The following is a 306-nucleotide window of genomic DNA, read 5'->3' as shown; positions in this document are numbered from 1 at the left end:
GATATCGCCGGGTGCGAATTCAACTATCAGAAAGGGCTGCAAAACATGCGCGACTGGTTGGACATCGTTAAAAATGACATGGCGTCGACCCTCACCGCTGAAGCCGAGGAGAAAATAGCGCAAAGTCAGGATAACATTCGGAAAACGGAAGAGAAAATCGCCACGTTGAACAGTACCGAGACCGATGCACAAATGAAGCGCTCCGCAGAGCGTGAGGCCATCGAAGCCCAGCAGGCTTACGCCAACTCACACATGAAGAAAGGGGAAGAGGTCATCATCTGGCTTTATAACCCCCAGACTCAACGT

The 306-nt window shown here is 51.3% G+C and carries 1 protein-coding gene; it reads left to right on the top strand.

Translation table 11 applies throughout. The features are described from left to right. The coding region (locus AC2A1E_RS24470) for a hypothetical protein (RefSeq protein ID WP_484385918.1) at positions 1 to 306 on the top strand (306 nt) is incomplete at both ends.

It is taken from the genome of Serratia sp. HNCC26DJ206 (genome assembly GCF_057180605.1).
The sequence above is the reverse complement of the archived record's forward strand: the minus strand, read 5'-3'. Positions and strand labels throughout refer to the sequence as shown.